Annotated in this window: 19 protein-coding genes; 6 read left to right on the top strand and 13 right to left on the bottom strand. The window is 68.8% G+C overall.

Annotated elements, in window-relative coordinates:
- The 6 genes from ACFVWW_RS27235 to ACFVWW_RS27210 are packed head-to-tail and all read left to right on the top strand — an operon-like array spanning position 1 to position 4,073.
- A complete protein-coding gene (locus ACFVWW_RS27235) occupies positions 1-435 on the top strand; it encodes a cupin domain-containing protein (RefSeq protein ID WP_384185737.1) in 435 nt (144 codons plus the stop codon).
- Positions 432-1,700, top strand: a complete 1,269-nt coding sequence (locus tag ACFVWW_RS27230) for a beta-ketoacyl-[acyl-carrier-protein] synthase family protein (protein ID WP_384185734.1) — start codon at positions 432-434, stop codon at positions 1,698-1,700. Before ACFVWW_RS27235 ends, ACFVWW_RS27230 begins: the two co-directional genes overlap by 4 nt.
- Complete coding sequence (locus ACFVWW_RS27225; RefSeq protein WP_384185731.1) at positions 1,697-2,947, top strand: ketosynthase chain-length factor; 1,251 nt, start codon at positions 1,697-1,699, stop codon at positions 2,945-2,947. Before ACFVWW_RS27230 ends, ACFVWW_RS27225 begins: the two co-directional genes overlap by 4 nt.
- A gap of 16 nt (positions 2,948-2,963) precedes the next feature.
- Complete coding sequence (locus ACFVWW_RS27220; RefSeq protein WP_384185728.1) at positions 2,964-3,221, top strand: acyl carrier protein; 258 nt, start codon at positions 2,964-2,966, stop codon at positions 3,219-3,221.
- Between the two features lies 1 nt (position 3,222).
- The gene (locus ACFVWW_RS27215) at positions 3,223-3,702 is read left to right on the top strand and encodes an SRPBCC family protein (RefSeq protein WP_384185725.1); all 480 of its coding nucleotides are present in this window, start codon (positions 3,223-3,225) and stop codon (positions 3,700-3,702) included.
- A gap of 38 nt (positions 3,703-3,740) precedes the next feature.
- Entirely contained in the window at positions 3,741-4,073 is a 333-nt protein-coding gene (locus ACFVWW_RS27210; protein ID WP_384185722.1) for a TcmI family type II polyketide cyclase, read from the top strand.
- A gap of 62 nt (positions 4,074-4,135) precedes the next feature.
- Here ACFVWW_RS27210 and ACFVWW_RS27205 read toward each other — a convergent pair whose 3' ends face one another.
- The 13 genes from ACFVWW_RS27205 to ACFVWW_RS27145 all read right to left on the bottom strand — a co-directional run bounded on the left by ACFVWW_RS27205 (position 4,136) and on the right by ACFVWW_RS27145 (position 24,816).
- Positions 4,136-5,245 carry a methyltransferase gene (locus ACFVWW_RS27205; RefSeq protein ID WP_386878119.1) on the bottom strand — a complete coding sequence of 370 codons (1,110 nt, stop codon included), beginning with the start codon at positions 5,243-5,245 and terminating at the stop codon, positions 4,136-4,138.
- A 35-nt stretch (positions 5,246-5,280) separates the two neighbouring features.
- Positions 5,281-6,345 carry a nitrous oxide reductase family maturation protein NosD gene (locus ACFVWW_RS27200; RefSeq protein ID WP_386878118.1) on the bottom strand — a complete coding sequence of 355 codons (1,065 nt, stop codon included), beginning with the start codon at positions 6,343-6,345 and terminating at the stop codon, positions 5,281-5,283.
- Between the two features lie 470 nt (positions 6,346-6,815).
- Positions 6,816-7,784 carry a TauD/TfdA dioxygenase family protein gene (locus ACFVWW_RS27195; protein ID WP_384185713.1) on the bottom strand — a complete coding sequence of 323 codons (969 nt, stop codon included), beginning with the start codon at positions 7,782-7,784 and terminating at the stop codon, positions 6,816-6,818.
- 68 nt (positions 7,785-7,852) lie between these two features.
- A complete protein-coding gene (locus ACFVWW_RS27190; protein ID WP_384185711.1) occupies positions 7,853-8,785 on the bottom strand; it encodes an AEC family transporter in 933 nt (310 codons plus the stop codon).
- 5 nt (positions 8,786-8,790) lie between these two features.
- On the bottom strand, positions 8,791-9,705 hold the full coding sequence (locus ACFVWW_RS27185) for an aminotransferase class IV (protein WP_384185709.1): 915 nt from the start codon (positions 9,703-9,705) through the stop codon (positions 8,791-8,793).
- A 10-nt stretch (positions 9,706-9,715) separates the two neighbouring features.
- Positions 9,716-10,540 (bottom strand): hypothetical protein, encoded by an 825-nt coding sequence (locus ACFVWW_RS27180; RefSeq protein ID WP_384185707.1) that lies wholly within the window; start codon positions 10,538-10,540, stop codon positions 9,716-9,718.
- A 31-nt stretch (positions 10,541-10,571) separates the two neighbouring features.
- A complete protein-coding gene (gene asnB / locus ACFVWW_RS27175; protein ID WP_386878117.1) occupies positions 10,572-12,371 on the bottom strand; it encodes an asparagine synthase (glutamine-hydrolyzing) in 1,800 nt (599 codons plus the stop codon).
- Positions 12,372-12,431: 60 nt separating this feature from the next.
- Complete coding sequence (locus tag ACFVWW_RS27170; RefSeq protein WP_384185701.1) at positions 12,432-13,361, bottom strand: peptidase; 930 nt, start codon at positions 13,359-13,361, stop codon at positions 12,432-12,434.
- On the bottom strand, positions 13,358-14,635 hold the full coding sequence (locus tag ACFVWW_RS27165; protein WP_386878116.1) for an ATP-grasp domain-containing protein: 1,278 nt from the start codon (positions 14,633-14,635) through the stop codon (positions 13,358-13,360). The genes ACFVWW_RS27170 and ACFVWW_RS27165 overlap by 4 nt, the downstream gene beginning before the upstream one ends.
- Positions 14,632-18,387, bottom strand: coding sequence for an amino acid adenylation domain-containing protein (locus ACFVWW_RS27160; RefSeq protein WP_386878115.1), 3,756 nt, complete (start codon positions 18,385-18,387; stop codon positions 14,632-14,634). The genes ACFVWW_RS27165 and ACFVWW_RS27160 overlap by 4 nt, the downstream gene beginning before the upstream one ends.
- 332 nt (positions 18,388-18,719) lie before the next feature.
- Positions 18,720-19,994 carry an MFS transporter gene (locus tag ACFVWW_RS27155; RefSeq protein WP_386878114.1) on the bottom strand — a complete coding sequence of 425 codons (1,275 nt, stop codon included), beginning with the start codon at positions 19,992-19,994 and terminating at the stop codon, positions 18,720-18,722.
- 419 nt (positions 19,995-20,413) lie between these two features.
- Positions 20,414-22,924, bottom strand: coding sequence for a PQQ-dependent sugar dehydrogenase (locus ACFVWW_RS27150; protein ID WP_386878113.1), 2,511 nt, complete (start codon positions 22,922-22,924; stop codon positions 20,414-20,416).
- A gap of 173 nt (positions 22,925-23,097) precedes the next feature.
- Positions 23,098-24,816 (bottom strand): ThuA domain-containing protein, encoded by a 1,719-nt coding sequence (locus ACFVWW_RS27145; protein WP_386878112.1) that lies wholly within the window; start codon positions 24,814-24,816, stop codon positions 23,098-23,100.
- Between the last annotated feature and the right edge of the window lie 139 nt (positions 24,817-24,955).

Genomic DNA, 24,955 nt, shown 5'->3' with positions numbered 1-24,955 from the left:
ATGACCCTGCACCGGCCACGCATCGTGGACCTCAGCGAGACTCAGCCCAACCGCAGGCGCGGAGGCGACCTGCGCGCCATGCTCACGCCGACCGCGGTGGGCGCCACGAGTGGCTTCATGGGCCTGGCCATCGTTCAGCCCGGGGAGCGCATCGGCGAGCACTACCACCCGTACTCCGAGGAATTCGTGTACGTCGTGAGCGGTCTCCTCGAGGTGGACCTGGACGATGAACCGCACGCGATGCGGCCCGACCAGGGCGTTCTGATCCCGCCGCATGTGCGCCACCGCTTCCGCAACGTGGGGGACGTGGAGGCACGCATGGTCTTCCACCTCGGCCCGCTCGCCCCCCGCCCGGAGCTGGGGCACGTCGACACCGAGCACACGGAGAAGGCCGAACTCGGCCGGCCGCCCGAGCGAACGGAGGCGGTCTCATGACTCGGCGCGTGGCGGTCACCGGAGTCGGCGTCGTCGCCCCGGGCGGTACGGGCGCAGCCGCGTTCTGGGACCTCCTCGCGAACGGCCGTACGGCGACCCGGGGCATCACCCTCTTCGACCCGGCGGGGTTCCGCTCGCGCATCGCCGCCGAGTGCGACTTCGACCCCACGGCGCACGGGCTCGACCAGGACCAGGTGGAACGCTCGGACCGGTACATCCAGTTCGCGATGGTGGCCGCCCAGGAAGCCGTCCGCGACGCGGGTCTCGACACCGAGAAGGAGGACCCCTGGCGGATCGGGGTGTCTCTGGGGACCGCGGTCGGCGGCACCACACGTCTGGAGAACGACTACGTGGCGGTCAGCGGCTCCGGCGCACGCTGGGACGTCGACCACCGCCCGGCGGGCCGCCATCTGCAGCGGGCCTTCTCGCCCAGTTCCCTCGCCTCCGCGGTGGCCGAACAGGTCGGCGCCCACGGGCCGGTGCAGACCGTCTCGACGGGCTGCACCTCGGGCCTCGACGCGATCGGGTACGCCTTCCACTCCATCGAGGAGGGCCGGGTCGACGTGTGCGTCGCCGGCGCTTCGGACTCGCCGATCTCCCCCATCACGGTGGCGTGCTTCGACGCGATCAAGGCGACCTCGGCGAACAACGACGACCCGGAGCACGCCTCCCGGCCGTTCGACGCCCGCCGGGACGGCTTCGTCATGGGCGAGGGCGGAGCCGTACTCGTCCTGGAGGAGTTGGAGCACGCCCGCGCCCGGGGCGCGACCGTGTACTGCGAGATCAAGGGGTACGCCACCTTCGGCAACGCCTACCACATGACCGGTCTGACGCCGGAGGGCCTGGAGATGGCCGAGGCCATCAACACCGCGCTCGGCCACGCCCGTCTGGACAGCTCACAGGTCGACTACGTCAACGCGCACGGCTCGGGCACCACGCAGAACGACCGGCACGAGACGGCCGCGGTGAAACGGTCGCTAGGCCCGCACGCCTACAAGGTGCCCATGAGCTCGATCAAGTCCATGGTCGGGCACTCGCTCGGCGCCATCGGAGCGATAGAGATCGTGGCGTGCGTGCTCGCCCTGGCCCATCAAGTGGTGCCCCCGACGGCGAACTACGAGACCCCTGACCCCGAGTGCGACCTCGACTACGTGCCGCGCACTGCGCGCGCCCTGAAGCTGCGCAGCGTGCTCTCGGTCGGCAGCGGGTTCGGCGGTTTCCAGTCCGCGGTGGTCATGACCCGACCCAGTGGGAGGACGCGATGAGCCCTCGACAGGACCGTCGAACAGTCGTTACCGGCATCGGTGTCGTCGCCCCCAACGGGATCGGCACCGAAGCCTTCTGGAAGCGGACGCAGGAAGGCATCAGCGTCCTCGACCGGGTCTCCCGCGAGGGGTGCGAGCATCTGCCGCTGCGGGTGGCGGGCGAAGTCCGCGGCTTCGACCCCGTATCGGTGATCGAAGAACGCTATGTGGTGCAGACGGACCGGTTCACGCATTTCGCGATGGCCGCGGCCGACCTCGCCCTGGACGACGCCCGGCTCGGCCGCGCCGACTACGACGGTTCACCGTTCGCCGTGGGAGTGGTGACCGCCGCCGGATCGGGCGGCGGCGAGTTCGGCCAGCGCGAACTGCAGCGGCTGTGGGGACAGGGATCCCGCTACGTCGGCCCGTACCAGTCCATCGCCTGGTTCTACGCCGCCAGCACCGGTCAGATATCCATCCGTGGCGGCTTCAAGGGGCCGTGCGGGGTGGTGGCCAGCGACGAGGCGGGCGGTCTGGACGCGCTCGCGCACGCCGCCAGGTCCATCAGCCGCGGCGCGGACGCGGTGGTCGTCGGCGCGGCCGAAGCCCCCCTGGCCCCCTACTCGGTCGTCTGCCAGCTCGGCTACGAGGACCTCAGCACCTGTGACGATCCGACGCGCGCCTACCGCCCCTTCACCTCCGACGCCTGCGGTTTCGTGCCCGCCGAGGGCGGCGCGATGCTCGTGGTCGAGGAGGAGGCGGCGGCCCGGCGTCGCGGGGCCTCGGTCCGTGCCGAGGTGGCCGGTCACGCCACGACCTTCACCGGGGCATCCCGGTGGGTGAAGTCCCGGGAGGGACTGGCCCGTGCGATCAGCGGCGCGCTGCGGGACGCCCGGTGCGCGCCGGAGGAGATAGACGTCGTCTTCGCGGACGCGCTCGGCGTACCGGCGGCGGACGCCGCGGAAGCGCTGGCGATCTCCGACGCCCTGGGCGCGCACGGCCGGCGCATACCCGTGACGGCGCCCAAGACCGGCACGGGACGGGCGTACTGCGGGGCGCCGGTGCTGGACACGGCCGCCGCGGTACTGGCCATGGAACACGGCCTCGTACCCCCCACTCCGAATGTCTTCGATGTGTGCCACGACCTCGATGTGGTCACCGGCCGCGCTCGCCCCGCGGAGCTGCGGACGGCGCTCGTGCTGAGCCGCGGGCTCATGGGCTCGAACTCCGCGCTGGTGCTGCGCCTCGCCACCAACACCCCCTCGTGAGAAGGAGAACTCCCTCATGACCGTTCAACTGACCTTCGAAGAACTGGCCACGCTGATGAAGAAGAGCGCCGGTCTCACCGTCGATCCGAACGAGATGGAGCGCCGGCCCGAAGCCCGGTTCGACGACTTCGGTCTCGACTCCCTGGGTCTCCTGGGCATCGTGGGCGAGCTGGAGAACCGGCACGGCCTGCCGCTGCCACCCGACGCGGACCAGTGCAAGTCACCCCATGAGTTCCTCGACCTCGTCAACAACACCCTCTTGACTGGAGCCTGACATGTCCGGACACACCGAGAACGAGATCACCGTCGCTGCCCCCCTGGACCTCGTCTGGGACATGACCAACGATCTGGAGAACTGGACGCAGCTGTTCAGCGAGTACGCGGAGGTCGAGATCCTCACCCGGGAGGGTGACACGACGACCTTCCGCCTGACCATGCACCCCGACGAGAACGGCAAGGTCTGGAGCTGGGTCTCGGAGCGGACCACCGACCGCGCGGCGCGAACGGTCAGGGCCCGCCGGGTCGAGACGGGCCCGTTCCAGCACATGGACATCCGATGGCAGTACAGAGAGGTCCCTGGCGGTACCCGTATGCACTGGACGCAGGACTTCGCGATGAAGCCGGACGCCCCGGTCGACGACGACTGGATGACCGAGAACATCAACCGCAACTCCCGCGTCCAGATGGGGCTCATCCGGGACAAGATCGAACAGCGTGACCACGCGGGCCGGCCCGCCTCGGTCGCACCCCACTGACGCCCCGTCCGCCCTGGCCCTGCGAAGGGAACTTTCCCATGCACCACGCTCTGATCGTCGCCCGCATGGCGCCGGAATCGGCCCAGGACATCGCCAAGGTGTTCGCGGCCTCCGACACCGGCGAACTGCCGCACCTGGTCGGGGTCACCAGGCGCAGCCTCTTCCAGTTCGGTGAGGTGTATCTGCACCTGATCGAGTCCGACCGGCCCCCCGGCCCCGAGATCGCCAAGGTGATGCGGACTCCGGCCTTCCGGAACATCAGCGACCAGCTCTCCGCGTTCGTCAGTCCGTACGACCCCGAGACGTGGCGGGGCCCGAAGGACGCCATGGCCCACGAGTTCTACCGGTGGGAGCGGGACAGCCCCGCGTGAGGACCGCACAACGCCCCGAGTCCGGCTCCGCGCCGGCTCGGGGCGTTGTGGTGAGGCCCTGCCTAGGTCTCGTCCGGAACGGTGCATTCGAACGCGTGCAGGTACGCGTTGACCGGCCGGATCTCGCCGACGACCAGGCCGGCTCGCGCCATCCGGTCGACCAGGCTCTGCTTGGTGTGCTTCGCTCCGCCCACGTTGAGCAGCAGAAGCAGGTCCATCGCCGTCGTGAACCGCATCGAGGGAGTGTCGTCGACGAGATTCTCGATGATGACGACCCTGGCTCCGGGGCGGGCTGCCGTGACGATGTTCCGCAGGGTCCTGCTGGTGCTGTCGTCGTCCCATTCCAGGATGTTCTTGATGATGTACAGATCGGCCTCGACCGGGACGCCCTGGCGGCAGTCCCCCGCGACGATACGGACCCGCTCCGTGAGGGCCCCGCCGTCACGCAGCCGGGGATCCGCCTTCGCCACCACACCGGGCAGATCCAGCAGGGTGCCCCGGACCTCCGGGTTCTTCTCCAGCAGACTCGCGAGGACATGGCCCTGACCGCCGCCGATGTCCGCGACCGACGAGACCCCGGCGAGGTCGAGGAGTTCCGCGACGTCCAGCGCGGACTGCGTGCTGGACGTCGTCATGGCCTTGTTGAACACCTGGGCCGACTCCGGCGCGTCCTGGTGCAGATAGTCGAAGAATCCCTTGCCGAACCGGTCCTGGAAAACGCTCGCGCCGGTCCGCACCGCGTCGTCGAGCCGCGGCCAGACCTCCCAGGTCCAGGGCTCCGTGCACCACAGACAGATGGACCGCAGGCTGTGCGGATCGTCTTCGCGCAGCAGCAGGGACATGTCGGTGTGGACGAACGTCCCGTCCTCGGTCTCGGCGAAGATCCCGTAGCAGGACAGGGCGCGGAGCAGTCGCCGTAGCGGCGCCGGCTCGGTGTTCACCACCGCCGCGAGCTGTTCCGCGGTGGCGGGCGACTGCCTGAGCGCGTCCGCGACGCCCAGCCGGGCCGCCGCGCGTACGGCCGCGGCGCACGCCGCCCCGAACGCGAGCTCCCGCAGCCGCATGCCCGGCTGCGGGGTGGGTGCGGAGGCGAGGGTGGGGGTGGACAGAGAGGTGAGGGTGGATGTGGGGGTGATGCTGGTGGGGGTGGTGGTGGGACTCACCGTGGTCATACCGCCTCGATTCTCCTCGTAGGGGGGAACACCGCTCAGCACATTCCCGTGGGTTCGGAAGCGCGGCACACATTGCGGACGAACGTGTTGCCCTTGCCGGTGTCCCTGTTGGCCAGGTCGGCCGTCTTGTTGCCCAGTACGACGTTGTCCTGGATGACGTTCCCGGTGTTGGGGGCGCCCACGACGCTCTTGAAGAGCACGATGCCGCCCGAGAACGGCGAAGAGCCCACGTTGTCCCGGATCACGTTCGACCGCACGACCGTGGCCTCGGAACCGGTGAGGACGATGCCCGCTCCCTGGATGACCGGGAGCCGGCTGCTGCGGGGGCACAGCTTGTTGTTCTTGCGGATCTGGTTGCCCTGAATGGTCATCGCCCCGGCCTTGGGCTTCGACTCGTCGCCCACGACGAACAGGCCGCCGCAGTTCCCGGTGAAGTTGTTGCCCTGGACGGAGAGGTGCCTGACGCGCCGTACGGTGACGCCGATCCGGTTCCCCGTCAGCTGGTTGTCGCGGATCACCGCACCCCTGGTGTCGGTGGCTCCGCCCTCGCTGTCGACCACGTTCGCGATGACGATGCCTGAATCGCCGTTGTCCCGGGCGGTGTTGTCACGGAACACGCCCCGGGTGGACCTCTCCTGGGCGATGCCCCACACGCCGTTCTTCTCGGAGATCACCTGCCGGACGCTGAGCCGGTCGGTCCGGGAGGCCCAGATGCCGTTCTTCTTGAACCCCGAGACGGTCAGCGAGCTGATGCGTACGCGGTCGACGGTCTTGGTTCCCTTACCGAGGACACAGATTCCGTTGCCGGCCTTCGCGCAGGCGTTCGCGGCGCGCGCGGACGCCGCCGCCGGCACGATCACGGTCTTCGTCCCCGCGCCTTTGAGGATGAGGCCCGGCTTCGTGACCAGGACACTCTCCCGGTAGGTGCCCGGAGAGATGACGATCGTGTCTCCCGGCCGCGCGGCGTCCACCGCTTTCTGGATCGATTCACCCGGACGCACCGTGTGGCTGCCCGCGGCGGTGGACGGGGCGGCCGCACCCAGTCCCGTGGCCGCCACGACCGCGATGCATGCGAGGCGCTTGACGTGTCGTTTGGTCATGAACCGACGCTATGGGCGAACACCGCCTTCTGCCACACGGCGTGAGCGTACGCATACACCCCGTGATCCGATCGTGCGCGGAGATACACCCGGGCGGCGGCACGCCGGGTACTGCGCAGGGCCCCCGGAGACCCGGCCGGCCGATGGACCGCATCCCGTGAAATGGTGTTGCGCTATTCGGGGCCATATCGGCGTGACCGAGTTTCTCAATGTCAGAACGGGTATTCTCGAATAGTCAGAAGCCCAGCTCGGAGGGTTTCCCATGAGGAAAGGGTGTCGACCATGATTCCTGATATTCTCGCGATCATTGCGAACCTGGTAAATTCCCTTCTCGTCTAGGTTCTGTCCGGTCGAGACTGTCCGGTCGAGACCGGCACGAGTCGCACAGAAATGGGGGATGCCGCTGTGGCATCCCCCATCAATGTGTGCCGTACGGCGCCGTCAGGACGAATCCGCCGGAAATACGGCCATCACCAGGCGTTCAACGGCTCGCCCTCGACGAGCTCCGAGCGCGAACCGTCGGGACCGACCGCAGGCTCGCCCAGCAGGGTCACCCGGTGCATGACGCGGTCGACCTCGAGGTGCCCGAAGTCCGTCGGGGCGAAGTGGCAGGTGCTGCGGTTGTCCCAGAAGGCGATGCTGCCCGGCTCCCAGCGGAACCGGACGGTGTATTCGGCGCTGGTCAGATGCTGGAACAGCAGGTCGAGAATGTGCCGGCTCTCCACCTCGGTGAAGCCCATGATCCTGGTGGTGGAGCCGGGGCTGACGAACAGCGCCTTCTCCCCCGTCTCGGGGTGGACGCGGACCACCGGGTGCACGGCCACCTGCGGATCCCCGCAGTAGATCTTGAGGATCTCCCGGTCGCGCTCGTCCGAGTGCCTCAGGTGGACTCCGGTGAAGAACGCGTGCTCGGCCTGGAGGGAGTCCACCAGGTCACGCAGTGGCTGCGCGAGGCCCTCGTAGGCGGCCACGGTGTTCGTCCACTGGGTGTCGCCGCCGAAGACAGGTGTCTTTTCCGCGCGGAGAATGGACGCGTTCGGGGGATTGACGGCCTGGGTGAGGTCGCTGTGCCAGCCGGCTATTCCGGATACCCACTTGCGCCGGTAATGCTCTTCGAATCCCTTGCCGTACCGCTCGACATCGGCTTTCGGGTCCACCGTGAGAATTTCTGGAAATCCCTCCGGTGCGACTCCGTGTTTCTTTCCGGGACGCCGTGTGAGAGCACCGAAGCGCCGCCCGAAAGCGATGTGCTGAGCGTGGCCGATGTGCTGGTCACGGAAGAAGACCACGCGGTGGGTGAGCACGGCCTGCCAGATCTCGGCCACCGTCGCGTCGTCCAGCTCCTCGCGCAGGTCCACCCCGGAGATCTCGGCACCGATGTGCCCTGCGACCTGGCGGACGTCTATCGCGGTGGAGTGCGTTGTCAGGGTCAAAGTCATGCCTCTCGACGAATCACTGATGGGGGATGTCCACTCGGCCGACCGGTTGACGGGCCGGCCGGCCGGGCTCAGGCGGAGTGGGCCGCCCACTGCATCCACAGAGGGAGGAGAAACAGAGCGGCGACCGAACTCTTGACGACCAGCGCGGCCGACATGTCGACGCCGATGTCGTAGCGCTGGGCGAAGATGAACAGGTTCTGCGGCGCGGGCATGGCGGCGATCAGCACGAGGTACTTCAGCCAGTCGCCCTCGACACCGAAGACCGTGCCGCAGATCGCCAGGGCCATCAGGGGGAAGATCACGCACTTGAAGGCGATGAGCCAGATCTCCTCCGGCGTCGTGCTCCTGAGGGTGAAGCTGATGCCGCCGAGGTGCAGTCCGAGGGCGAACAACGCGACCGGGGAGGCGCTGTCCCCCACGAACGCGAAGCCGTCCAGCAACGGCTTCGGCACCTGGAACGACAGCAGGTTGAGCAGGATGCCGGCGTTGCAGGCGAGCACGACCGGCGTGACGAGCGAGGCTCCGACGGCCCGGAGAAGCCGGGTCCTGGGGCTTCCGGTGGTGTCGGGGCGTCCCAGCTCCATGATCGTGATGATGATCAGCGAGAGGACGCAGACCTGGAAGAGCAGCACCGGGAAGATCGGCGCCGCGTTTCCGAAGAGCGTGATGAACACGGGTACGGCGAAGTACGCCGTGTTCACCTGGACGCCCGCCATGATGCGCAGCGCCACGCCGCGTGGCTCACGCACACCGGACAGGGCCGAGATCACGCCGACCACGAGCACCGCGACGCCCGCTGTCGCCGCGTAGCCGAGAATCGCCCGCCAGTCGAACAGGGCGCCCAGATCGCTCGCGTAGATGTTGCCGAACAGATAGCAGGGCACCGCGAAGAGGAAGGCGTAGTCGGCGAAGACCTTGGAACTCTCGGCCGGTACGACCTTCCGCTTCGCGAGCAGGACACCGCAGCCGAAGGCCAGTACCACCGGTACCAGCTTCTCCATCGCCGCTACTGTGCCCATGTATGCGGCACTTCCACGGTGCTCCGCCCGGCGACCAGGTCGTGGTAGTCGGTGACGAGCCGCCGGATCACGTCATTGCCACGCGGCTCGTAGCGATGGTCGTCGATGCGGGCGACCGGCAGGATCTCGCAGGCGGTGCCGCAGATGAACGCTCCGTCGGCCTCGGCGACGAACCCGGGGGCCAGGTCACCGACGACGCAGGGGATCCCGCCCCGCTGTGCCAGCTCCAGCACACACGCCCGGGTGATGCCGTCGATGGTGCACCGGGTGGTGGGGGTGTAGAGGATTCCCGCCTTCGTGAAGAAGATATGCGCGCCGGTGGCCTCGGCGATGTTGCCCGCGTCATCCAGCATCAGCGCGTCGTCGAAGCCCGCGCGCAGCGCCTGGTTCTTGCTGACCGTACCGATCATGTAGTTGCCGGCGGCCTTGCTCTTCACTGGTGCGTACCGCGGGGAGGGCCTGCGGTACGCGGCACTCCGCAGCGAGATCCCCTGGTCGAGGGCGTCGGCTGCCGCGTAGTAGCCGACCGGGATCTCCCAGGCGGCGATCGAGGTGTGCACGGAGGTCTTCAGCGCGGCGGTCTGGATGACCTCCGATCCTCGCCATGCGTTCATACGGACGTAGCCCTCGGCGATCCGGGCCCTGGCGATGACGTCCAGCGTGGCCGTGTGCAGGGCATCGTCGCTGTGTTCCAGGTCGAAGTCGAGGATGCGCGCCGAGGAGCGCAGCCGGCTGATGTGTTCACGCAGCATGAAGGGCGAGCCGCCGTAGACACGGACGCCTTCGAAGACGCTGCTGGCGTAGTGCAGTCCGTGGCTGAGCACATGCAGTGTCGCGTCGGCCCACTCGACGAGGCCGCCGTCGAGCCAGATGTGTCCGGTTCGCTGGTCGAAAGGAAGCACGGTGGGCCCCTCAGAGCGCGAGGTCGAAGAGGTGGTGCTGGAGGTCCCCGACGAGCGCGATGAAGCGCCGCTGGTGCGGCGTCACACTGCGTACGGTGACTCCGTGCAGGGCCAGCGGATTGATCGGGTACATCACCAGGACGTTGCTGTCGTAGCTGATGGTGCCGACCTCTTCCACGTACTTCGGGTCGATGTCGAAGCGGCTGTCGCCGTACTCGGACGCGCTCGTGTGGAACCGGCGGGCGTCGGTGCGGTACTTGTACAGCGCGAGGTCGCCGCCGGTGGAGTCGTCCTCCGGCAGCCGCATGTAGAACAGTCCGCCGAACAGCTTGTAGGGCTTGTCGACGTGCGGGCCCCGGTAGGACGAAGGGCGGCCGGTCACCGCCGAGTTGATGACGGCCGTGCAGTCCATCAGGATGTCGTGGGTGTCGAAGGTGTCCCGGTTGCGGCGCCCGACCCGCAGTCCGTGCAGGGGGCCGCCGCACTTCTCCTCCGCGTCGGGATTGGCGGCCATCAGGTCGTCGTAGAACAGGTCGAGGAACTCCCGGTAGAACGCGGGTGAGGCGTGGTAGGTGACGAAGTCCTTCCACACCCTCGCCATCGTCTCGTCGCGCAGAACGTGTTCGGACATGTAGTTGTAGCGCTCGTTCGACGTGATCCGCTTGCCGATGCTGGTGCCGATGTACTCGGCGGTCGGCATGGACGTGGCCAGCGCCTCGTAGAGGTCCTGGCTCAGCGGATTGTGGAGGACGATGTGCGGGAACGGATCGCGGCGGATGTCGGCCTTCGTCGCGCTGGACAGCAGCGACTCGACGGCGAGGGGCGCGAGGGACATGTCTGGGCTCCTTGATGTGTGGGACAGGGACTTACGGACGGAGATTCCTGGCGGACAGCCAGGTCTCCAGCATCAGCAGTGACCACAGGACCTCGGCGGTGTGCGCGTCGGGCCTTTCGGACTGCATACGGAACAGCTCGCGGACGGCGTCGCGGCGGACGAAGGCGCCATATCCGGGGTCCGGTCCGAGCAGGAGGTCGCCGATCATGTCGTGGACGGCCTCGCCCGGCTTGATCATCGCCGCGATGGGCAGGGTGAACGGCTGCTTCGGCCGGTTGATGATGCTTTCGGGTATCCACCGGCGGGCGGCCTCGGCGACCGGCGCCTTGACCGTGTCACCGACGACCTTCAGCCCGGTCGGCAGGGCGTGGGCGAACCGCATGACGGCCGGCTGGAGGAACGGGATCCGGGCCTCCACCGCGTGCGCCATGCTCAGGTGGTCCACGCGCCGGAGAATGTAGTACGGGAAGCGCTCGGACTGGTCGTAGCGCAGCAGCGTTTCGAGCTTGTCGTGGTCCCCGGCCCGTGCCCGGCGGGCGAGTTCGTCGCCGCTCCGGTCGGCGAAGTGGCCGCCTGCCGACATCACCCGGGCCAGATGGTCGGGGGTGTACAGCCGGGCCAGCGTCGCGGTGCCCGAGGCGGCCATCACGTCCTGATAGCCGCGGTGCCAGGTCGCGCTGTCGTCGCGGGCGGCCTTGACGTAGCGGGCGTAGCCGCCGAAGAGCTCGTCGGCGCCGTCCCCGGTCAGCGCGACCTTGAAGCCGGCCTCGTGAATCGCCTCGAACAGGGCGAAGGTGCTCAGGCTGTGCGGCGCGTTGTTGGGCTGGTCGAGATGGCTGATGAACCGGTCGATGATGCCGGGGAAATCCTTGGGATCGATCAGCACCTGGTGGTGGCGGGTGCCGCAGTGCGCCGCGACCTCCTCGGCGAAGTGCCGTTCGTCGGCGGGCCAGTCACCGCGGTAGGCGATGTTGAACGATGCCAGGTCCGGCACGGTCTCACCGGCCAGCGCGGTGAGGTAGCTGGAGTCGAGACCGCCGCTGGTGATGACGCAGACCGGCACGTCGGCGTCGAGCATCCGGGTCAGTTCGTGGCGCAGCAGCTCGTCGAGGAGGCCCGCGGCCGCGGTGAGGCCGGGCTCGCCGTCCGGCCAGGCCACCTCGGCCGGCTCCAGCGGGGTGTGCGCCAGTGTGAGCCGCCCCCCGGCGAACCGCAGGGTCGCGCCGGGCACCAGGGTGTGGACCTTGGTGTGGACGGTGCCCGGTCCCCACACGGCCTTGCCGCCGAGGTAGCGGTCGACGGCCAGCGGGTCGATCGCGTCCGGGAAGTCGGGGAAGCGGGAGAGGGCCCGCAGTTCGGAGGCGAAGCAGAGCCGGCGTCCGTCGCCGGAGAGGTAGTAGTACAGGGACTTCATGCCGGCGTGGTCGTTGTAGAGCTTCAAGCAGGGCTCGCCACGACGGTCCACGATCGCGATGGCGAACATGCCTTCGAGCCGCTTCACGAACGCGTCGCCGTGCAGTTCGTACAGCGGCAGCAGCACATCGCCGTCGCAGTCGCCCTCGAAGCGGTAACCGTGCGAGGCGAGTTCGGCGCGCAGCTCCCGGTGGTTGTAGATCTCGCCGTTGAACACGCAGGTCATGTCGCCCAGCACATAGGGCTGGTGACCGTGGGCGATGCCCTGGACGGCGAGGCGGTTGTTGCCCAGCGCCCAGGCGTCGCCGACGTGAACCGTCTGCTCGTCGGGGCCGCCGTGCCGCATGCCCTGCGCGACGGCGTGCAGCACGTCGCGGTCGACGGTCTCACCGTCGAAGTAGCCGTAAATACGGCACATACGTGGAACCCTCTGTCTCGGTGCTCAAGGGGTGACGGGTGCTCAAGGGGCCACGGCCGCTCAGGGAGCGACGGGTGTGTGGCTGTGGCCGGCCGGTGTCTGCCGGGCGGCCGGGAGGTGGCGGTCCAGGAATTCGGTGACGATCTCGACCTGCCGGAGGATGTCGTCGAGCTGTCCCGGCGTGGGGCTCACGCCATGCCCTTCGAGGGCGCTGTTGCCGGTTTTGAGATAGACGGGGGCGGCGACCCGGACGAACTCGGGAGCCTCATAGGTGCGTACGAAACCGCCGGACGTCTTCGGGTTGTCCACGTGGCAGTCCAGCGGGATCGACACGGCGTCGCGGATGGACGCGATCATGGCCAGTGTCAGGTCCCGCACGGGGTTGAAGCTGTTGGCGCCGAGCATCTCCAGCATCTGCGCGGAGGCGGCGTTGCCGTGGCCGCAGTGGGCGGAGACCTTCAGATGGATGTCGCCCGGCAGGTCGCCGGCGGCGCGCAGCCGGTGCAGCAGCCACAGCAGGCCCTCGTCGTAGACGACGAAGCCGCGTACACCGGCTTCCACGCCTCGTTTGACATCCTCGACGGCGCGTACGAGTTGTTCCTGGCCACGCAGCCGGTAGCCGATGCGCACCCCCTCGGGGGTCTGGGCGCTGGCCCCGATGTCGTAGCTGGCCCGTGGCCCGACGGACATCAGGATCTCGGCGCCGTACTCCTCCCCCAGCTCGGCGTAGCCGCGCATTTCGCCGGCGGTGTGGCGGTACATGCCACGGGTCTCCGTGATGCGGTTGATCGTGAAGCCGCGCCGGCGGCTCTCCGACAGCAGCGTCTCGGCCGCCTGTACGGAGTTGACCGTCGGCACCTCGATGCGGAAGTGGCAGCCGTCGTCGAAGGTCAGGCCGGAGCTCCCGACGAGCGACCCGTCGCCCTCGGGCAGTCCGATCCTGCAGAGCTGGGCCCGGGTCTCGCCGAAGAAGGGTGTCACCGTTGTCACCTCGTCACCTCTATGCCGAGCTGGTCCGCCGCTCTCGCGACGATCTCCTCGGCGATGCTGATCGATGTCGCGTGGTCGGCGTGTACGACCTGCACCTCGCCGAAGTGGCCGAGGTTGCCCCGGCAGGGGTGCAGGACGTCGCCGTCGGGGAAATTCATGGTGAAGGCGTGCAGGCTGTCGCCGTACTCGGCGCTCCAGCCGAGGCAGGGCACCTCCGCCGGCTTCGGCGCCGTGTCCGCAGCGCCGAACCAGCGCACCGTCGCGTAGCGGGCGAAGGTGATCTCGCGGCTCTCCACCTCCTCGTCGAGGTGGATGCGTACGAGCAGGTCGAACGGGTCGCCGCCGCCCGCGAGACGGAACAGGTTCGGCAGGCAGGACCCCATCAGACGCGGGTTCAGTTCGATGAGCCGGGGCCGGCCGTCCTCGCCCAGCATGATTTCGACATGGAACACCCCCAGCCGCAGGTCCATCGCCTCGACGACCGCTTCGGCGAACTCCATGACCCGGTCGTACGCCCCGGCGTCGATGGCCGCCGGGATCGTCGTCCCGACCTCCAGGGCCTCGTGCCGCGCCCAGGTCTTCCGTTCGCTGACGGCCAGCCGCAAGAAGCGGCCGTGGGACAGCCCGATCTCGGCCGACAGGAAGGTCCCGGTGAGGTACTCCTCCACGAGGACGCCGTCCTGGTAGGGGATTCGGCCCGCCTCCACCTGACGGAAGACCTCCCGCAGCGCAGCCTCGTCGGGAATGATGTGCGCGCCCTCGCTCGCCGATCCGCGCGCCGGCTTGAGCACGACGGGGTAACCCGCCGCGGCGGCGAACGCGGCGGCCTCGTCGAAGCCGCCGACGACGGCGTGCCCGGTGGTGTCGAGGCCGGCCGCCGCGAGGATGTCCCGGCACCGGTTCTTCAGCTTGGCCGACTCCGCGCCAAGGGCGCTGGTGAAGGGGATTCCGAGCTCCTCCGCGATCCGGGCCACCGGCACGACCAGGGCGTCGACGGTGGCGACGAAACCGTCGATCCGCCGCTCCTTGTGGATGCCGAGGACACACGCGCGCAGCCGTGCGACCTCGGTGGCGTCCGGCAGGACGTGTACGGAGTCGACGAACGCCCCGTAGGGAGAGGCGTCGAAGTCGATGTGCTGGGACTGCTCCATCCGCAGGGAGCGGATGAGCGTGACGTGGTGGCCGAGGCGCTTGGCCGCCTCGAAGGCGGGCGCGGTGCCGGCCTTCCAGGTCACGAACACCACATGCCGGGGTGGGCCGGACTGGTCCGTCATCCGTTCTTCCTCGCGAATCTCTGGCCGATCCGCACGAAGCCCGGGGTGTTCGTACCGGGCGTGGGGATGAAGGAGATGGAACCGGCGAGGACGTTCTTCTCCGACATGGAGCTGAATCCGCCCGCGCCGGAGAGGACGAGCGCCCCCTCGTCCCGTGGCAGCCAGGCGCCGTCGCGCCCTCGCTCGGAGTACTCGTACCGGAGGTGGTCCGGTCCGCGCAGCACGTTCAGCCGGTAGCCGTCGGAGGCGTACAGGCCCACGCAGTCGTCCAGGTCCATGTCGAACGGCAGCCCGGTGCGGATGAGTCCCTCGCCGGTGAGGGCGCGCAGCAGGTCCTCGTACAGGCCGAACGCGGGGTACGCGTTGGCGAGCAGCAACAGGAACGAGCGCTGTTCGGGGAAGATCTGGATGAAGTTGTGGTGGCCGCTGCCATTGGAGTTGAAGCCGAAGGCGGTGGGCCCGAACATCAGCCAGCCCAGGCCCCAGGCGTGCATGAAGTGATGGCCGGGGACATCGATCTGCGGTGTGCGCATCTGCTCGGCGAGTTCGGCGGACAGCAGTCGCTCGCCCTGTTCCGTGACGCCGTCGTTGAGCGCCAGAAGGGCGATCTTGGCGAGTTCACCGAGGGTGAGGCAGACCGAGAACGAACCAGCGGCGTCGTCGGCGATGGTCTGCGGGCCGGGCTCGTGCCGCAGGTAGGGCCGGCTGCCGTCGCTGCGCAGATAGCCGGCCGAGACATCGCTGTAGTGTCCTTCGCCGGAACGGGTTTCGGGGATGTCCATGATGCCCAGCGGAGTCAGCAGCAGCTCGTTGACGGCGCGGCGCCAGGGGATGCCGAGGAGCTTCTCGATGAGGGCGGCGACGATGGAGGTGCCGCAGGCGGAGTACGCGAAGACCGAGCCGGGTTCGAAGAGCTGCCCGTATTCCCGGAACGTGGCGAGGTAGCGGCCGAGGTCCGGGTGGTCGGTGTCGTGCCAGATCTCGTACGAGTCGTCGATACCGCTGGTGTGCGAGAGCAGATGACGGACCGTCACCTCGGCCGTGCGGCCGTCGCGGCGCAGGAACACCTCGGGCAGATGGCCGTCGAGCGGCTCGTCGAGCGAGACCAGGCCCCTGTCCACGAGCCTGAGGACGACGAAGGCCAGAAGCGCCTTCGTGACGCAGGTGACGCGCTGCCGGGATTCCGCCGTGCGGGCCCTGCCGTCCTCGATGTCGTCCAGGCCGTAGTACGTGAACTCCAGTGTGCCGTCGAGGTACACGGCCGCTCCGGCGCCGGGCACTCCGTGGCCGCGCCCGGATTCGCGCAGGGTCTCCGCGACGGCCCGCAGCCGGGCCGCGGTCCCCGTGCCGGCGTCCGTGGCGGCCGGTGTCTGCTCCCGCTTGCGCCGGAGCAGTTTCGCCTGGTCGGCAAGGGTGCGGTTCTCGTAGATCTCGGCGACCCGGACGGTCGCGCCGGATGCGTCGCTCAGGCGGGCGGCCAGCAGGTTGGCCAGCAGGGAGTGGCCACCGACCGAGAAGAAGTCCAGGCCGGCGCCGGGCCGTGGGAGTCCGAGGAGGTCGGTCCACACGCGCGCGACGGCGGCCTCGTCGGGATCGCCGGTGGTGAGGCCGGCACTGCCCGCCTCGCCCCAGTCGATCTGCCGGGCCGCGAGCGTCTTGCGGTCGACCTTGCCGTTGGGCAGCTGCGGCAGCCGGTCCTCGACCACGATCTTGGCGGGCTGCATGTACTGGGGCAGCGTCCGGCGCAGGTGGTCGCTGATCCGCTCGACGGGGATGTCGTCGCCCTCCAGGCCGACGTAGCAGACCAGGAGGGTGTCGTCGTCCTTCCTGACCGGGAGGGCCGCCACGTCCCGCAGTCCGACCGTCTCCCGCAGGGCGGCTTCGATCTCGCCCAGCTCGATCCGGAATCCGCGGATCTTCACCTGGTTGTCCCGGCGGCCCATGAAGCGCAGCTCACCGGAGTCGGTCCAGCGCGCCAGATCGCCCGTGCGGTACAGGATCCCGGCCGGCAGCTGAGCGGGGGCGGGCACGAAGACCTCGGCGGTGCGCTCGGCGTCATTCATGTATCCGCCGGCCACGCCGTCGCCGCCGAGGTGGAGTTCGCCGGTCGCACCGTGGGGCACCAGCCGGCCGTGGGCGTCGAGCAGATAGGCCACCGTGTTGTGGACGGGAACGCCGATCGTGGGAGGGTGCTCCGTCGGGCCGGTGAAGCACTTCCACGTCGAGTACGTCGTGTCTTCGGAGGGCCCGTAGAGGTTGTAGAGCCGCTCGATGCCGGTGCTGTCGAACGCGGCGTTGACGAGTTCCTTCGACAGCGGTTCCCCGGCCACGTTCAGTACGACGGTGGTGGCCGGCACGGCGGAGCGCCGCAGCAGCACATTGAGCGCGCTGGGCACCGTGTTGACGAGTGACGGGCGCAGACCGTCGTCCTCGGTGAGCGCCAGCACGTTGTCGACGACCACGACGAGGCCGCCGGTCGTCAGCGGGGACCACAGCTCGAACACGGACAGGTCGAAGTTGAGGGAGGTGGCGAACAGGACACGGGAGAGGTCCTCGGGGCGGTAGGTGTCCCAGGCCCAGGCGAGCAGGGCCACGACGTTGCGGTGGCTGACGACCACGCCCTTGGGCACACCCGTCGAGCCGGATGTGTAGATCAGGTGGGTGGTAGCAGCGGCGTCGACGGTGACGCCCACGGGCTCGGACCGTTCGCCCTCGGCCTTCTCCCACAGTTCACTCCACGGCAGCGGGTCCGCGTCCGTGGCGTCGAGCCAGTCCCTGGTGTCCGAGCCGTCGAAGACCACAGCGGTCAGATCCGCCGTGGCGGCGATACCGCGCAACCGGTCGGCGGGGTAGGCCGGGTCCAGGGGCACGTAGGCGCAGCCGGCCTTGTGGACGGCGAGCAGCAGGCACACGGTGCGGTGGGTGCGGGCGACCGATACGCCGATCCTCGCGCCGGGGGTGATGCCCCGGGCCAGCAGCGAACGGGCGATCCGGTTGGCCGTCTCGTCGAGTTCTCGGTAGGTCAGGACGCTTCCCCGCCACTCCACGGCGGGCGCGTCGGGGGTACGGGCGGCCTGGGCCTCCACGTGCGAGTGCAGCGGCGTGTCCCGGGGAAACGGCCGTCCGGTGGCGTTCACGTCCTCCAGCAGATACCGGGTTTCCTGTTCGGACAGGAGCCTCAGTTCACCGACCGGGGTGGAGGGGCGGTGGCAGCCGTCGAGGAGGAGGACCCGGTGATTGGCCGCCATCCGGGCGATGACGGACTCGGTGAACAGCTCCGCGTCGTAATGCAGGGTGAAGCGCACGGTGTCCGGCGTGTGCGCCACCTCCAGCAGAAGGTGGAAGGTGTCCGGATGGCCGGGATGGTCCAGGTGGTCCGGGGCGCCGGTCTCCGAGGTGTCGCGGCTGACGAATCCGACGCGCAGCCCTGTGCCGGGAGCCTCGGGCGCGGGTGCCGCGCCCCGGGGTCCGGCGGCAGCCGCGGTCAGGGCGCGGTACTGGGCTGAGAGGGACGCGGTCAGGGTGGCGAAGGTGACGTCGCCGCCGAGGCGCGAGCGGATCGCGACCGGATGGGCACCGGCCGGGCCGCCGCCTCGTATCGATACGAAGTCGTCCTGGCCGCTGTACCGGTGGATCAGCACGGTGAACGCGGCGTTGAACAACTCCGTGGCCTCGAGGCCCCTGGTTCCGACGAACTCGGCGAGGGGCTGGAAAACGTCGCCGGACCACGAGAAAGAGCCGCGGGAATTCACACCGGCGGCGTCCCCGCTATCGGTGTCACGGGTGGGAAGCTGCAGAGCGGGAGCCGCGTTCGCGGGATTTTCCGCCAGGGCGGATTCAACGACAGGTAGAACGGCAGGCCATTCGCCCACTGACATGGTTCCTCTTCATTGGATTGATTGCGCATTTTCCCTGGGCGGCGCGCGGGCGGCACAGACCGGCCCCCTGAGAATAAAAATAAGGTGGCGTTACTGATTCTGCGAGGCCATTTCGCGCAGCACTTCTCCACGGCTGTCGCCGTCAGGCGAAAGCACGGTCAGGTGAAAGCGCCGTCAGGTGAAAGCGCGGTCAGGTGAAAGCGCGGTCACTGATGCGCGGGGGACGGAGCTTTCTTGGTACGTCCGGCCCAGGACACGACCGCCGGCATGGCGGCGCCCAGCGCGGCGAAGCCGACCGCCATCACCAGCCAGCCGGCCGTTCCGTGTTCGATCACCAGCCAGGTCAGGACCGCGGGCGCGATCATCTTGCCGATGTCGGAGCCCATGGCATAGGTGCCCTGGTACTGGCCCTGGGCATGTTCGGGCGCGAGCCCGAAGGAGATGCCCCAGCTGCCGGCCGACTGCCGGATCTCGCCCAGGACATGGGCCAGCGCTCCCAGGACCAGCAGGGCGCAGGCCACGAGCGCCGGGGCCCCTTCACTGAACGAGAAGATCACGCAGGCGATACCCAGCCACCAGGACCCGGTCCTGGAGGCGCGCGCCGCGGACGTCGGTTCTTCCGTGCCGCGCGCGGCCCTGACCTGCAGCAGAACCACCGAGACGGTATTGGTGAGCAGGATGACGGCGATCATCCAGCGCGGCGCGTCGGTATGGCTCAGCACCCACAGCGGCAGTACGACGTCCAGCAGCAGGTTGTGCATGGACAGCAGTCCGTCCAGCACGACGAACGTGAGGAAGGGACGGTCGCGCAGCACCACGAGCGCGGGACCGGATCTGGCCGGCTGCGGAGGCACGGAGGGCAGCAGCAGCGTGAGCAGACCGGTGATCAGGTAGGTGAGCGCGTTGAAGACGACGGCGACCCGGTATGCCTCGGTCGTCCCGACGGCCAGCAGTACGCCCGCGATACCGGCGCCGACCGAGACGCTGACGTTGCTGGTGGCCCGCAGATAGGCGCGGACCGACACCCGGTCCTCGGGCGGGATCAGACCGGCGACCATGGCCATGCGGGCGCTGCGGCTGCCGCTATACGCCACCGCCTGCGCGGCCATCACCAGCAGGTACTGGGCGAAGCCGTCGATGACGAGCATCGCCGCGGTCAGCGGACCCAGGGCCACGAAGGACCAGATCTGTACGGCGCGCGGGCCGACCCGGTCCGCCAGATGACCGGTCGGAGTGCTCAGGGCGAGGGCGACACCGGCGGCCACGCCGACACCGATGCCGAACTGCCCGGGAGACAATTTCAGGACGGAAATCGCGTAAATGGCGCCGAGCGCCATCCACAGACCCTGCCCCATGGTGTGCACCAGGGTGATCCAGGTGAGCGTACGGGCCGATCCGCGTGGCGGGAGCACACGGCTCAGCATCGCCACGCCGATGCCCTGTTGGTCCGTTCCGTCATCGATATGGATTCCGGAGCACATGCTCCGGACCGTGCACAATCCGTCAGGATCTCTGACACCGCGCCGCGCCTCTCGTTCAGCACCATTGCTAAAGACAAGATTCGGGACTTCCCCCGTCGATTGGCCAAGATCGTCGGCCAACACAAGGGCTTATAAAAACGGGCCGCTCATGAAATGTCCAGCGGGCGGCAAGTGACATGCATCACACGGGATAAAACGCCTGAGGAGGAACCGCACGGAGGTCACGGGGCGTCTTCCGAATCTGCTAAATTCTTACCGGATCCGGCCGATAGGGCGGGGAATTGAATTGCGCGCCCGGAACCCGGCGGGCCCGCACCTCCCGGGGTCCGCACCGCGGTGCGGACAGAGCGCGGAGGCGGGCCCCTGAGGACCCGCCTCCATCTCCCCCGTACGGCCCCTTTCGGCCGGCCGGCCGGCGGTCAGCCCGTGGCCGGCCCCGGTGACCTGGTATCACTCGCACGCCCGGCGAGGGGCCGACTGATACCAGGTCCGGTAAAGGTGTAACTGTCCAGATCGAGGATGGCGCCCGAGCCACCGGTGAAGACCACGAAGAGGTCACGAGGCCGTTCGTCGGCGCCGGTGACCGGCACGCTGATCTCGGAGTAGGTCTCCCAGCCACCGGTGTTCGGCACGGTCACCCGCGCGACCACCGGGCCGGTGACGGAGTCGTACCGGAAGGTGGCGACATTGCCCGCCTTGTCCGACGAGACCCGGGCCTTGAGCCCGGTCACACCCTTGAGGCTCACCGGGTGGTACCGGACCCATTCATTGTTCTGTACGTCGCCCAGACGCTTGCCGCCCTCCGCTCCCGCGGCGGTGATGATCTGTGGTCCTGACAGCTGGGCGAAGTGCTCGGCCTGCCACCGTTTGGGCCACACGGTCAGCTGGCGTTCACCGGTCAGCGGCACCGTACCGGCGGCGCCCTTGTCGGTGTAGGTGGCGCGCACCACGTAGAACTGCGTGGCGTCGAGCCCGGAGTGGATCGGTCCGGTGTTGAACGTCATCGAGCAGCCGGTGCCTTCGGCGACTTCGTGCGCGTGCTCCTGGTGGCCGAGGGCGACGCGCACGATCACCTTCGAGCAGTCGACCGGGCCGTCCTGCGGGTCCGTCGCGGACGCGGTGACGGTGACGTTCTCATTCCACTCGTACGTGCCACCGTCGGGTGGTGAGGAGATGGTGAGAGTGGGGCGGTTGTTCCCGACCACGACCGGGATGGTCGTGGTGCCGGTCCGCCCCGTGCCGTCACTGACGGTCAGTCTGGCCTGGAAGTTGCCGTTGCCGGGGTAGGTGAAGGCCGGGTTGGCCGCCGTGGAGTCGGTGCTGCCGTTGTCGGTGAAGTCCCAGGCGTAGCTGAGCGGATTGCCGTCCGGATCGCTGCTGCCGGCGCTGGAGAAGGTCACGGCCAGCGGGGCGAGGCCGTTGTCCTTGTCCACCGACGCCTTGGCGAGGGGGGACCGGCCGCCCTGCACATAGTTGATCTTGTAGAGTCCGGCGTCCTCGGCGCCCGAGAAGTAGCCGCTGCCGTATTCGAGCAGGTACAGGGATCCGTCGGGGCCGAATTCGGAGTCGATCGGGTGGATGAAGCGCATACCGTCGAGCACCGGCTCGATCGCGGTGGGGGTGCCGGTGGACGGGTTGCCGTTGTTGAACTGGACCTCCTTGATCCAGTTCCGGCAGTACTCCGAGATCAGCAGCTTGTTGTCGTAGTACTGGGGCCACTTGACGTCGGAGGCGAGGTTCGCGTCGTAGTGGTAGACCTCGGTGTGATTGGGCGAGCCGCAGCCTCCCGGGTTGTCCAGCTGCGGCCACTCCTTGCTGCCGCCGTGCTGCTCCCAGACCAACGCGGGCTTGGTGGGAGGCAGTTGCTGGATGCCGGTGTTGCGCGGGGAGTTGTTGACCGGCCCGGTCGCGCCGCCGCAGGGGAACCAGGCCCGCGGCGTGTTGGCGGCGAAGTCCCAGTCGTTGTAGCTCACGTTGGGCCCGCCGCAGTACGGCCAGCCGTAGTTGCCGGGGCCGGTGGCGCGGTTGAACTCGTCGTACGCCGCCGGGCCCCGGTTGGCGATGGTCGCGGGCGCGTCGGGGCCGACTTCACCCCAGTACAGGGTGTTGTTGGCCTTCTTGTCGACCCACACGCGGTAGGGGTTGCGCACGCCCATGATGTAGACCTCGGGGCGGGTCTGCGCGGTCCCCCGGGGGAAGAGGTTCCCGTCGGGAACGGTGTAGGTCCCGTTGTCCTCGGGATGGATCCGGTTGATCTTTCCGCGCAGGTCGTTCGCATTGCCCGAGGTGCGCTGGGCGTCGTACTGCGGACTGCGGTTCGCGCGCTCGTCGATGGGCGCCATGCCCGCCGCGTCGCCACCGGAGTTGGTGTTGTCGCCCACCGCGAAGTAGAGGTTTCCCGCGGTGTCCCAGGACATGGAGCCGGCGGAGTGGCAGCACAGCTCCCGCTCGGTCGGCCACTCGATGATCATGTCCTCGCTGGCCGGTGAGATCGTGTTGGTGGTGCGATCGAAGGTGAACCGGGAGATCCGGTTGACCAGCGGAGTGACCTTCGGCGAGTAGAACAGCATCACCCAGCCGGTACTGGCGAACCGCGGGTGCAGGCTGATGCCGATCAGCCCGTCCTCGAACCTGGCGTCCAGTGGCAGGGTGAGTGCGACCGTCGTCGACCGGGTGGCGGGGTTGTAGACGCGGACCTGGCCGCCCGCGTCGCTGGTGCCCCGGTTGATGTACAGGACCTTCTGGTCCGGCAGTACGGCGAGCTCGATCGGCTCCCCCATCTGCAGCCCGCCGTCGAGCTTGACCTTCTCGAACCCGCTCGTCGGCGGGGGTGCGGCGGCGGCCCGCGGCGCGGCGGCGGCGGTGCCGGGCGAGAGTAACAGGGCGGTCAGGGTGAACAGCGCAGCGAGGAAGGAAACAGCGCGCGACAACACGGCACCTCCATGGGCCGATCGCGGGTGGGGGGTGTGTTCTGTTGGACGCGGTCATGCGTCCGGGCACGGCGTGTCAACGCCGGACCCGGTCGTGCGGCCGCGTACGGCGTCTCAGCGCCGGACCCGGTCATGCGGCCCGGCACGGTGTCTCAGCGCCGGAGCACTGTTTCTCAGCTTCCGAGCACGGCGAGATCCCACAGGGAGTAGCCCCACTGCGTGGCGCGCGCGGTGCCCTGGACCCGTACATAGCGAGCAGTGCCGCTCACGGCGATCTCGTCGAGCCCTCCGTCGCCCGCCGTGGTGGTGTTGACGGTGCGCCAGGTCACATTGTCCGTCGAGGTCTGGACCGTGTACGCCTTCGCGTACGCGGTCTCCCAGGTCAGCCGGACCTGCTGGACCGTACGGACCGAGCCGAGGTCGACGGTGATGGACTGGGGGTCGGAGTGGGCGCTGCCCCACCGCGTGGCGGGGTCGCCGTCCACGGCGTTGGCGCCCACGTGCGTACTGCCCGGCTCGACGCTGGAGACCGAGACGGGACGGCCCTTCGCCAGGTCGGTGGTCTGCGCCCCGTCCTGTTTGATCCTGATGTTGCGGTAGTTGATGTCCATCCCGCCACCGTCGTTCTGTACACCGATGTGCCCGACCGCGATGTCACGGGTGCTGGTGTAGTCGTTGATCTTCACGCCGTTCAGATAGATCTCGACGTGACGGCCCCGCACCCCGATCTCGTAACTGTTCCAGGTGCCTGGCGGGTTGAGCGCGGCGGTCCGTGCCGCCGTGTCCGGCGCCTTGAGGCTGTAGACGCTGCCGGTCGTACGGCTCGGATCGGCGTCGGTCGCGTCGATCTGGATCTCGTGGCCGAGATCGACCGGCCGCCACGGATCGCCCTGGGGATCGGGGAAGCCGATGAACACACCGCCGTTGTCGTCGCCCGGCATCATCCAGTCGGCCTTCAGCGAGTAGTTGCTGAAGGGCGTCACCGGGTACCAGAGCAGCCCCATGCCACCGACCGAGGTGAGTGTGCCGTCGGCGAGCGTGAATCCGCCGGGCCCCGCCTGCCGCCACCGGTCGAGACTGGCCTGCGTGCCGTCGAACAGAGGGGTGTAGCCGGTCTCCGGCCGGCAGTCCGCGGCCCGCGCGCCGGAGGCGATCTGGATGCCCCCGAGCAGCATGCCGGTGAAGGCGGGGTCCGCGTACGACTCCTCGGTGTGACCGAGACCGGTGTACCAGGACCGTCCGCCGCGGTAGTCCTGGCACCAGGTGATCGGATGATCTCCCATCGTGCCGCCGGTGTACGACGACTCGTCCAGGCTCGCGAGCACCTTCACCGCGGAGCGCGGATTGGCGCGGTAGTTGTACCACTCGTCGGTCCGGGTCCAGCGCTGCGGCAGATGCGCGGTGGAGACCGAGGACCGGTCCTCGACCTTGACCGTGGCCTGCTGGGTCGCCGGATGCGAGGCGAAGTACGCACCGACCAGGCCGCCGTACCAGGGCCAGTCGTACTCGGTGTCGGCGGCGGCATGGACGCCGACGTAGCCGCCGCCCGCCCCGACGTACGCCTCGAAGGCGGTCTGCTGTGCGGCGTTCAGCACGTCACCGGTGGTCGACAGCCAGATCACCGCCTGGTATTGCGCCAGGTTGGCAGCGGTGAACGCACCCGCGTCCTCGGTGGCGGTGACGGAGAAGCCGTTGGCCGCGCCGAGCCGCTGTACGGCGGCGATCCCGGCCGGGATCGCCGAGTGCCGGAACCCGGCGGTCTTGGAGAACACCAGGACCTTGGACAGCGGAGCGGCGGCGGAAGCCTGGGCGGCCTGTGGCACGTTCGGTAGGGCGGCCAGGGACAAGACCGCCAGGAGAAACGCGATCACGGCGCGGGACACAAGGCGCACTATCCAGTCCTCTCTCGGTGCGCCCGGAGGCGCCGGCTGAGGTACGAGTACGTGGCGGAGCGAGGCTGCGCGGATCACGGAGCGGTGATTTCTGACGAGGCGCCAGCCCATGCGTCAGACGTAGTGAACATCGGAGGTT

Origin of the sequence: Streptomyces sp. NPDC058198 (assembly GCF_042882605.1) — a bacterium.
GTDB lineage: Bacteria > Actinomycetota > Actinomycetes > Streptomycetales > Streptomycetaceae > Streptomyces.
Note: the sequence above shows the minus strand (reverse complement) of the source record. Positions and strands in the feature narration are given on the sequence as shown.

What these genes read in the sequence shown, in the direction of transcription:
- ACFVWW_RS27230 (WP_384185734.1), top strand. Translation starts at nt 432, where the DNA reads ATGACTCGGCGCGTGGCGGTCACCGGAGTCGGCGTCGTCGCCCCGGGC.
- ACFVWW_RS27200 (WP_386878118.1), bottom strand. Translation starts at nt 6,345, where the DNA reads ATGACCAAACGACACGTCAAGCGCCTCGCATGCATCGCGGTCGTGGCG.
- ACFVWW_RS27155 (WP_386878114.1), bottom strand. Translation starts at nt 19,994, where the DNA reads ATGTGCTCCGGAATCCATATCGATGACGGAACGGACCAACAGGGCATC.
- asnB (WP_386878117.1), bottom strand. Translation starts at nt 12,371, where the DNA reads ATGTGCCGTATTTACGGCTACTTCGACGGTGAGACCGTCGACCGCGAC.
- ACFVWW_RS27235 (WP_384185737.1), top strand. Translation starts at nt 1, where the DNA reads ATGACCCTGCACCGGCCACGCATCGTGGACCTCAGCGAGACTCAGCCC.
- ACFVWW_RS27190 (WP_384185711.1), bottom strand. Translation starts at nt 8,785, where the DNA reads ATGGAGAAGCTGGTACCGGTGGTACTGGCCTTCGGCTGCGGTGTCCTG.
- ACFVWW_RS27215 (WP_384185725.1), top strand. Translation starts at nt 3,223, where the DNA reads ATGTCCGGACACACCGAGAACGAGATCACCGTCGCTGCCCCCCTGGAC.
- ACFVWW_RS27205 (WP_386878119.1), bottom strand. Translation starts at nt 5,245, where the DNA reads ATGACCACGGTGAGTCCCACCACCACCCCCACCAGCATCACCCCCACA.
- ACFVWW_RS27225 (WP_384185731.1), top strand. Translation starts at nt 1,697, where the DNA reads ATGAGCCCTCGACAGGACCGTCGAACAGTCGTTACCGGCATCGGTGTC.
- ACFVWW_RS27165 (WP_386878116.1), bottom strand. Translation starts at nt 14,635, where the DNA reads ATGACGGACCAGTCCGGCCCACCCCGGCATGTGGTGTTCGTGACCTGG.
- ACFVWW_RS27195 (WP_384185713.1), bottom strand. Translation starts at nt 7,784, where the DNA reads ATGACTTTGACCCTGACAACGCACTCCACCGCGATAGACGTCCGCCAG.
- ACFVWW_RS27210 (WP_384185722.1), top strand. Translation starts at nt 3,741, where the DNA reads ATGCACCACGCTCTGATCGTCGCCCGCATGGCGCCGGAATCGGCCCAG.
- ACFVWW_RS27180 (WP_384185707.1), bottom strand. Translation starts at nt 10,540, where the DNA reads ATGTCCCTCGCGCCCCTCGCCGTCGAGTCGCTGCTGTCCAGCGCGACG.
- ACFVWW_RS27220 (WP_384185728.1), top strand. Translation starts at nt 2,964, where the DNA reads ATGACCGTTCAACTGACCTTCGAAGAACTGGCCACGCTGATGAAGAAG.